The 7,369-nt window shown below is 72.9% G+C and carries 4 protein-coding genes; 3 read left to right on the forward strand and 1 reads right to left on the reverse strand.

The annotated features are described in order from the left end of the window. The first annotated feature begins 74 nt into the window (after positions 1-74). Positions 75-1,838, forward strand: a complete 1,764-nt coding sequence (locus CTE05_RS03880; RefSeq protein WP_146844773.1) for a DEAD/DEAH box helicase — start codon at positions 75-77, stop codon at positions 1,836-1,838. Positions 1,839-1,890: 52 nt separating this feature from the next. Here CTE05_RS03880 and CTE05_RS03885 read toward each other — a convergent pair whose 3' ends face one another. Next, on the reverse strand, positions 1,891-4,626 hold the full coding sequence (locus CTE05_RS03885) for a substrate-binding domain-containing protein (RefSeq protein ID WP_307724277.1): 2,736 nt from the start codon (positions 4,624-4,626) through the stop codon (positions 1,891-1,893). 167 nt (positions 4,627-4,793) lie between these two features. On the opposite strand from CTE05_RS03885, the gene CTE05_RS03890 reads away from it, so the two are divergent. Both CTE05_RS03890 and CTE05_RS03895 read left to right on the forward strand, forming a co-directional pair. Beyond that, positions 4,794-5,783, forward strand: coding sequence for a LacI family DNA-binding transcriptional regulator (locus tag CTE05_RS03890; protein WP_246123242.1), 990 nt, complete (start codon positions 4,794-4,796; stop codon positions 5,781-5,783). A 210-nt stretch (positions 5,784-5,993) separates the two neighbouring features. Beyond that, positions 5,994-7,369: glycoside hydrolase family 6 protein (locus tag CTE05_RS03895; RefSeq protein WP_246123243.1), on the forward strand; the 1,376-nt coding region annotated here is incomplete at its 3' end.

Here is a 7,369-nt window from a genome sequence, read left to right on the forward strand (position 1 = left end):
GGGCTGCGACCCGCTGTTCGCCGACCTGGTGCACGGTTCAGGGCTCCGCCCCGCGATGATCGGTTCCCCATCTCATGAGCTCTGCCCTGTCCACGAACGCGCCCGCTGACACTCCTGCCGACGCCACGTTCGCCGACCTCGGTCTGCCGCCGGCCCTCGAGGCCGCGATCTCCGACCTCGGCTTCACCGTCCCCTCCGCCATCCAGGCCCAGGCCGTCCCGGCGCTCCTGAACGGCCGCGACATCGTCGGCGTCGCCCAGACCGGCACCGGCAAGACCGCCGCGTTCGGCCTGCCGCTCCTGGCCGCGATCGACTACGACCTGCCGGCCGTGCAGGCTGTCGTCCTGACGCCGACGCGCGAGCTCGCCATGCAGGTGGCGGACGCCATCCAGTCGTTCGCGACGCACCTGCCCGGGCTGAACGTCCTCGCGGTGTACGGCGGCTCGCCGTTCCTCCCGCAGCAGCGCGCCCTGGCCCGCGGCGCTCAGGTCGTCGTCGGCACCCCCGGGCGCGTCCTCGACCACCTCGACCGCCGCACGCTGAAGATGGACAACGTCCGCTTCCTCGTGCTGGACGAGGCCGACGAGATGCTCCGCATGGGCTTCGCCGAGGACGTCGACAAGGTCCTGTCCGCGGCCCCGCGCGAGCGCCAGGTCGCCCTGTTCTCCGCCACGATGCCGCCGCAGATCCGCCGCGTCGCCGAGCAGCACCTCAACCGCCCGGTCGAGATCACCGTCTCGCGCCAGGCGTCGACCGTCACGAGCGTGCGGCAGACGTACGCCGTCGTCCCGCACCGGCACAAGACGGGGGCGCTCGCCCGCGTCCTGGCCGTGTCGCCCGCCGACGCCGCGATCGTGTTCGTCCGGACCCGTGGCGCGGCCGAGGAGGTCGGCAGCGCGCTGATCGAGCGCGGCATCTCCGCCGCGTACATCTCCGGCGACGTCGCCCAGACCGAGCGCGAGAAGATCGTCGACCGGCTGCGCACAGGAGCGCTCGACGTCCTCGTCGCGACGGACGTCGCCGCACGTGGTCTGGACGTCGACCGCATCGGTCTCGTCGTCAACTTCGACGTGCCGCGCGAGCCCGAGACGTACGTGCACCGGATCGGCCGCACGGGCCGTGCCGGGCGCGAGGGTGAGGCGCTGTCGTTCGTCACGCCGTCCGAGCAGTCCCGCCTGCGCCAGATCGAGCGCACGACGCGGCAGTCGCTCCTGCAGGTCGACATCCCGTCGCCCGCCGAGGTCTCCGCGCACCGCGTGCAGACCCTGCTGGCCCGCACGGGCGCCCGTGCCGAGCTCGACCGCCTGGACCTGTACCGGGAGGCGATCGCGGTGCACCTCGCGCAGAACCCGGACGTCGACCCCGTCGAGCTGCTCGCGGTCGTGACGGCGCTGGCCGTCGGCGACGAGGGTCCCGTGGCTGTCCAGCACGGCGACGACCTCGACGACGCGCTGTCCCGGGCGCACCTCACCGGCGGCAGCAACGACCGCAGCGACCGGCCCGAGCGCGGCGAGCGGCGTCGTTCGGACACGCACGTGGCCGGGGGTGCGCCGCGGTGGCGCGTCGCCGTCGGGCACCGGGACGGCCTCCAGCCGGGCGCGCTCGTCGGCGCGCTCACCGGTGAGGGCGGCCTCACGGGCAAGGACGTCGGCAAGATCGACATCTTCGGCAGCTTCGCGCTCGTCGACATCCCGGCCGGGCTGTCCGCCGACGTGATCGACCGTCTCGCGCGCACCCGGGTCGCCGGTCGCCCGCTGCGCATCCGTCTGGACTCCGGCCCCCGTCCGGGGCACGGGGCCTCGCGCCCCACGCACGGCCCGTCCCGCGGCCGCAGCTGATCGCTCACGACGACGCCCCTGTCTCCCGTCACCGGGAGGCAGGGGCGTCGTGCTACCTCAGGACGGAGCCGGACCGCCCCTGCCGGGACGCTCCGCGCAGCAACGTGATGTCGGCCTCGCGCAGGACCTCGCCCACGTCCCGGAACCCGCGGATGCTGCCGAGGACCCCGATGGCGAGCCGGGAGCCGAGCTCCTGGCGCAGCTGGTCGAGCAGCAGCGAGAGGCGGGCAGGCACTCCTCCGGGGCCGACGTCGTCCAGCAGCACCACGAAGTCGTCCTCCGCGATGCGCGCGGGAGTGTCCCCCTCGCGCAGCGGACGGCGCAGCCGGCGGACGAGCTCCCGGTGCAGGTCGAGGCGCGCGTCCCCGTCCGACTCGAGCCGGCCCTGCGTCGGTATCGCCGCGCCGTCGAGGACGCGGACGAGCGCGAGAGCGCAGTCGTAGCCGGGGGAACGCCGGGTCCGGAGCACGGCGGCCCCGAGGCGGTCGAGGAACAGCAGCCGGTTGACCAAGCCCGTCTCCGGGTCCCGCAACGCGTCGCGCTGCAGGGCGATCTCCTGCTCCTTGCGCTCCGTCACGTCGACGAGCGCACCCACCAGGCGGGCCGGGCAGCCCGCGTCGTCGAGCACGGTGACGGCGCGGCAGAGCATCCACCGGTAGTCACCGGAGGACGTCCGTACCCGGTGCTCGAGCTCGAGGGGCGAGCCCGCACCCGCCAGCTGGGAGGCGATCGACGCCGACAGCTCGTCGCGGTCGGCCGGGTGCACGCGCTCGAGCCACTCCCCCGGCGAGTCGCCGATGACGTCGTCGTCGTAGCCGAGCGTCTGCTTCCAGCGCGGCGAGTAGTAGACCGTGCCGGCGGAGACGTCCCAGTCCCACGTCCCGTCGTGCGCCGCCATGGACGCCAGGGCGTACCGTTCCTCGCTCGCCCGCACGGTGTCCGCCAGCGAACGCTCGCGGGCGGCCGCCTGCTCCAGCGCACGGCGCTGCTCGCGCAGGTTGGCGAGCAGCCGCTCCTGGTCGAGCGCGACCGCGAGCAGGGCGGCCCAGTGGTTGAACCGGTCCCGGGCGCTGGTGGCCCGCGTCTCGACGGTGCCGTCGATGGCGAGCAGACCCCAGTCGCTGCCCCCGAAGGTCACGGGGACGACGAAGGTCAGCTCGTTCGACCCGACGGTGCCGGCGCGCGTGAGGGCCGCCGGCGGGAACTGGCTGGCCGTCGTCCGCACGCCGACGAGCCGCGACAGGGTGCCGGACGTGTCGTGCACGCCGACGATCTCCATCTCGCGGTCGCCGGGACCGCGGTCCGCCCCGAGCCACAGCCCGAGGCACGCGTGGCCACGGACGCCCCGCGGCAGCCAGCCCAGAGCTCGAGGGCTGGCGCCGTCCCCGCGCAGGAGGTCCATGTCGACCTCGTACTGGTCGACGATCGTGCGCTCCAGCTGACCGCTGCGGGCGAGCATGGCGCGGGTGCATCCCTTGGTGAGCGCCAGGAGCACCTCGGTGACGGCACGCCGGACGGCGGTCTCGTGCTCGGGGCGCGAGAGCGCTTCCACGACGTCTGCCTCCACGCCGCGCAGGCAGATGACCAGCTGTTCCAGCGCCTCGGGGTGCGGCTGCATCGCGGACGTCACGTCGGCGAGCCTCGCGAGCGTGGCGGTGCTGGGGACGGTCCCGCGCTCCGCTGCCGTCTCGATCGGCTCCACGACGGCGTGCCACCAGGTCTCGCGGGGGGCCACGCCCGTGCGGCGCGCCCCGCCCACGCCGGACGGACCCACGAAGGCCGTGCCCGCGAGGGCACGCAGGACCTGGTACCCGCTGCGGCTGCCCGAACCGGCGCCGGCCGCCGGTGCCGACCGGGCGGACTCGGTGCACCCGCACGACTCGCGCAGGACGAGGGTGGACGGTGCCCGGTACTCGCCGCCGGGGACGTCCTCGCCGCGCATCCGGGACAGCAGCAGGGACACCGCGGTCTCCCCGACGCGGTCGTAGTGCGCGTCGACGGTGGACAGCCGGGGGGTCACGCGCGCCCCGGAGTCGGCGTGGTCGAACCCGATCACGGCCTGGTCCCGCGGGAGCACCAGACCGGCCGCGCGCAGTGCACGCTGGAAGCCGATCGCGTTCCGGTCGGTCGCCGCGATCACGGCGGTGGTCGGGGAACCCGCCGCCAGCATCCGGGCTGCGGCGTCCGCGCCGCCCTGCTCGTGGTTGTCCGACGACTCGTAGATCCAGGTGTCCGGGGGCTCGATGCCGTGGTCGGCGAGCGTCGCGCGGTAGGCCGCGAAACGCTCGCGCATGTCCCGCTGCGTCAGGCAGCCGACGAAGCCGATCGTGGTGTGCCCGTGCCCGAGCAGGTGCTCGACGGCCGCGCGCACCCCGCCGAGGTTGTCGGGCAGGACGACGGCGTCGTCACCGGACTGCGGCTCCTCGCTCACGAGCACGAGGGGCAGTCCCCACTGCTGCACGGAGGCGAGCCGGTCGCTGCGCAGCGCCTTGCCGACGACCACGAGCCCGTCGACGGCACCGAGCGCCACGGGCGCGTCGAGGATCGACTCGTCGGGGTACCGCTCCCTGTCGAGCCCTGCCGGGTACGTCTGCACCGCGACCACGCGATGACCTGCCGCCCGGGCCGCTCGTGCCACCCCGGCGATCAGGGCCCCAAAGTAGAAACCGCCGACCACCGGCGAGAGGACGCCGATCGTCCGCCTCGCCGTCGGTGAGACCGGTCCACGCCGCACTGTTCCCATGACCCCACATCCCTCGCCCACGTCGTCGGAGCCGAGATGATGCATTTCACCCGCATCGGGCGACACACTAGGTGATCGTGGTCACACCTGCATATGACTCCGGAGTACCCGGCTCTTCCGCGTCGCCTTCGACGCCGTCGTCCGGGCCGTCCTCCCCCGCCCCTTCCCATGCCCCGGCACCGGCGCCGGCGCGACGTCCGACGATCACCGACGTGGCCCGTGCCGCGGGGGTCTCGATCGCCGTCGTGTCCTACGCGCTCAACGGTCGGCCGGGCGTCTCCGCAGCAACCCGCGAACGCGTCCTGCGCGTCGCGGACGAGTTCGGCTGGCGCCCCAGCGCGGCCGCGAGGTCGATGCGCACGGGACCGCGAGCGATCGGCCTCGTGTTCGACCGCGGGGCCGCCGGGCCCGTGGCGCAGGCCACGGGCGTGCTCGAGTTCGTCATCTCGCTGCAGGAGGTCCTGGCGACCCGCAACCTCGCTCTGGTCCTCCAGCTCGTCGACGGCCCGGAGGCAGCCGTCACCCTGTACGGCGAGTGGTGGGCGGAGCGCCGGTTCGACGTGATGGTCGTGACGGACGTGCTCGCTGAGGACCCGCGGATCGACGCGCTGCGCCGCCTGCGCGCCCCGGCGGTGATCGTCAGTGCAGGTCAGAGCGATGTGGACCTCGCCTCGGTGACGCTGGACGACGCCGAGGCGTTCGTCCGCGTCGGCCGCTACCTGCTCGAGCTGGGGCACCGGCACGTGGCCCTGGTGAGCGGACCGAAGGAGCTCGTGCGTACCCGGGAGCGGTTCGCGGCGCTCACGGGCGTGCTCGACGCGGCGAGCGGTGTGCTGATCCACGAGGCCACCGGGGGGACCGCCGAGGAGGCCGCCGTGGCCACGCGGCGCCTGTTGACGGGTGGTCGCGCGCCGACCGCGATCGTGTACGACTCGGACCAGATGGCGGTCGCGGCACTCGATGTCGCACGCCGGACCGGCCTCGCCGTGCCCTGGGACCTGTCCATCGTCGCGGGGTCCGACTCGGCGCTGTGCCGGCTCGCCACGCCCTCGATCACGACGCTCCCCTCGGCCCAGCGCGAGCTCGGGACGGCCACCGGCGAGGCGGTCCTCGCGGTGCTCGACGGTGAGGTGAGGGCGCGCCGGGAGCTCCAGATCGGAGGCCTCGCGGTGCGCGGGAGCACCGGTCCCCGATCAAGATGAGAACGTTCTCATTCGTGTCACATTTTGGTAACGGGCAGAACCTAAACGATTTGCCCCGTGCCGCCCGGAAAGTCCGCATGGTGATCTACGTCCAGTCGCCGTGGACTTTCCCGGCCGACATGCGCCCGGACGGGACGGCCGACCGGGCACGCCGAACGACACCCGGAGGACTACGTGTCCACACACGGCAAGAGAGCGGTGAGGCAGCGCGTGCGCGCTGTCACGACCGCAGCAGCAGCGATGGCGCTGCTCGCAGCCCCCCTGTGCATCACGACGAGCGCGAGCGCGGCCGAGGCGCACGTCGACAACCCCTACGCTGGCGCGACGCAGTACGTGAACCCCACGTACGCGGCAGCGGTTGAGAGCGCTGCCACACGTGCCGGCGACGCCACGCTGGCCGCGAAGATGCGGACGGTGGCCAAGCAGCCGACCGCCGTCTGGATGGACCGCATCAGCGCGATCACGGGCAACGCGGACGGCAACGGCCTGAAGTTCCACCTGGACAACGCCGTCGCCCAGAAGGGCTCAGGCCCCCTCGTGTTCAACCTGGTCATCTACGACCTGCCCGGTCGTGACTGCTTCGCCCTGGCATCCAACGGCGAGCTCCCCGCCACGGACGCCGGTCTGGAGCGGTACAAGAAGGAGTACATCGACCCGATCGCGGCGCTCCTGGCCGACCCGAAGTACCAGGACATCCGGATCGTGGCGACCATCGAGCCCGACTCGCTGCCGAACCTGGTCACGAACATCTCCGAGGCCGCCTGCCAGCAGGCCGCGCCGTACTACAGGGCCGGCGTGAAGTACGCGCTCGACAAGCTGCACGCCATCCCGAACGTCTACAACTACATCGACATCGGCCACTCGGGCTGGCTGGGCTGGGACAGCAACGCCGGTCCGTCGGCCACGCTGTTCGCCGAGGTGGCCAAGACCACGACCGCCGGCTTCGCGTCGATCGACGGTTTCGTCAGTGACGTGGCGAACACGACTCCGCTCAACGAGCCGTTCCTGCCGGACTCCTCGATCTCCGTGGGTGGCACCCCGATCCGTTCGAGCTCGTTCTACGAGTGGAACTTCGACTTCGACGAGGCCGACTTCACGGCGCACATGCACCGCCTGCTCGTCGCGGCCGGCTTCCCGTCGTCGATCGGCATGCTCATCGACACGTCGCGCAACGGCTGGGGCGGCCCGAACCGTCCGACCGCCGTGTCGACCAGCACGAACCACAACACCTACGTCAACGAGTCCAAGGTGGACAAGCGCGTCCACCGCGGCGCGTGGTGCAACCCGCTCGGTGCGGGCATCGGCGAGCTCCCGCAGGCGACGCCCTCGGGCTACACGGCCTCGCACCTCGACGCGTTCGTCTGGATCAAGCCCCCGGGTGAGTCCGACGGTGCGTCCACCGAGATCGAGAACGACCAGGGCAAGCGGTTCGACCGCATGTGCGACCCGACCTTCGTGTCGCCCAAGCTGAGCAACCAGCTCACCGGCGCCACGCCGGGTGCGCCGCTGGCCGGGCAGTGGTTCGAGGCGCAGTTCAAGACGCTCGTCGCCAACGCCTACCCGGTCATCCCGGGCGGGACCACCCC

The sequence above is a fragment of the Cellulomonas terrae genome (assembly GCF_007990265.1).
Taxonomy (GTDB): domain Bacteria; phylum Actinomycetota; class Actinomycetes; order Actinomycetales; family Cellulomonadaceae; genus Cellulomonas; species Cellulomonas terrae.

Excerpts from the sequence above, each read along its gene's own strand:
- CTE05_RS03880 (WP_146844773.1), top strand. The coding sequence starts at position 75 with ATGAGCTCTGCCCTGTCCACGAACGCGCCCGCTGACACTCCTGCCGAC.
- CTE05_RS03885 (WP_307724277.1), bottom strand. The coding sequence starts at position 4,626 with ATGCATCATCTCGGCTCCGACGACGTGGGCGAGGGATGTGGGGTCATG.